The organism is Pseudostreptobacillus hongkongensis (assembly GCF_001559795.1).
Classification (GTDB): Bacteria; Fusobacteriota; Fusobacteriia; order Fusobacteriales; family Leptotrichiaceae; genus Pseudostreptobacillus; species Pseudostreptobacillus hongkongensis.
Genome location: NZ_LOHY01000059.1, coordinates 1 through 280, shown reverse-complemented (window position 1 = coordinate 280; position 280 = coordinate 1). Strand labels below are relative to the sequence as shown.

At 50.7% G+C, this 280-nt stretch carries 1 protein-coding gene; it reads left to right on the top strand.

The annotated features are described in order from the left end of the window. Positions 1–280 (top strand): GAPES1 domain-containing protein (locus tag AYC59_RS08540; RefSeq protein ID WP_211259994.1); only part of this gene is annotated, 280 nt, incomplete at both ends.

Genomic DNA, 280 nt, shown 5'->3' with positions numbered 1-280 from the left:
GCAATGAGTGCCTATCTGCGCTATATCGTGCAGAGAGCAGACTCTTCCTTTCTTTATGATAAGTATCAGAATCAGAGTATTGCCGCGCATGTGATGCGCGCTCTCGCTGCTGAGCAGTCGGAAGTACCGCCAGAACAACGGCGCGCTATCTGCGAGGCTTTTGAGTCTGCCAATAATACCCATGGCTTAAACCTGACTGCTCATAAATACCAGGGCTTACGCGGCACACTACAAACCGCATCCACTGACTGCGACACAATTGTGGAAGCTGCAGCACTAT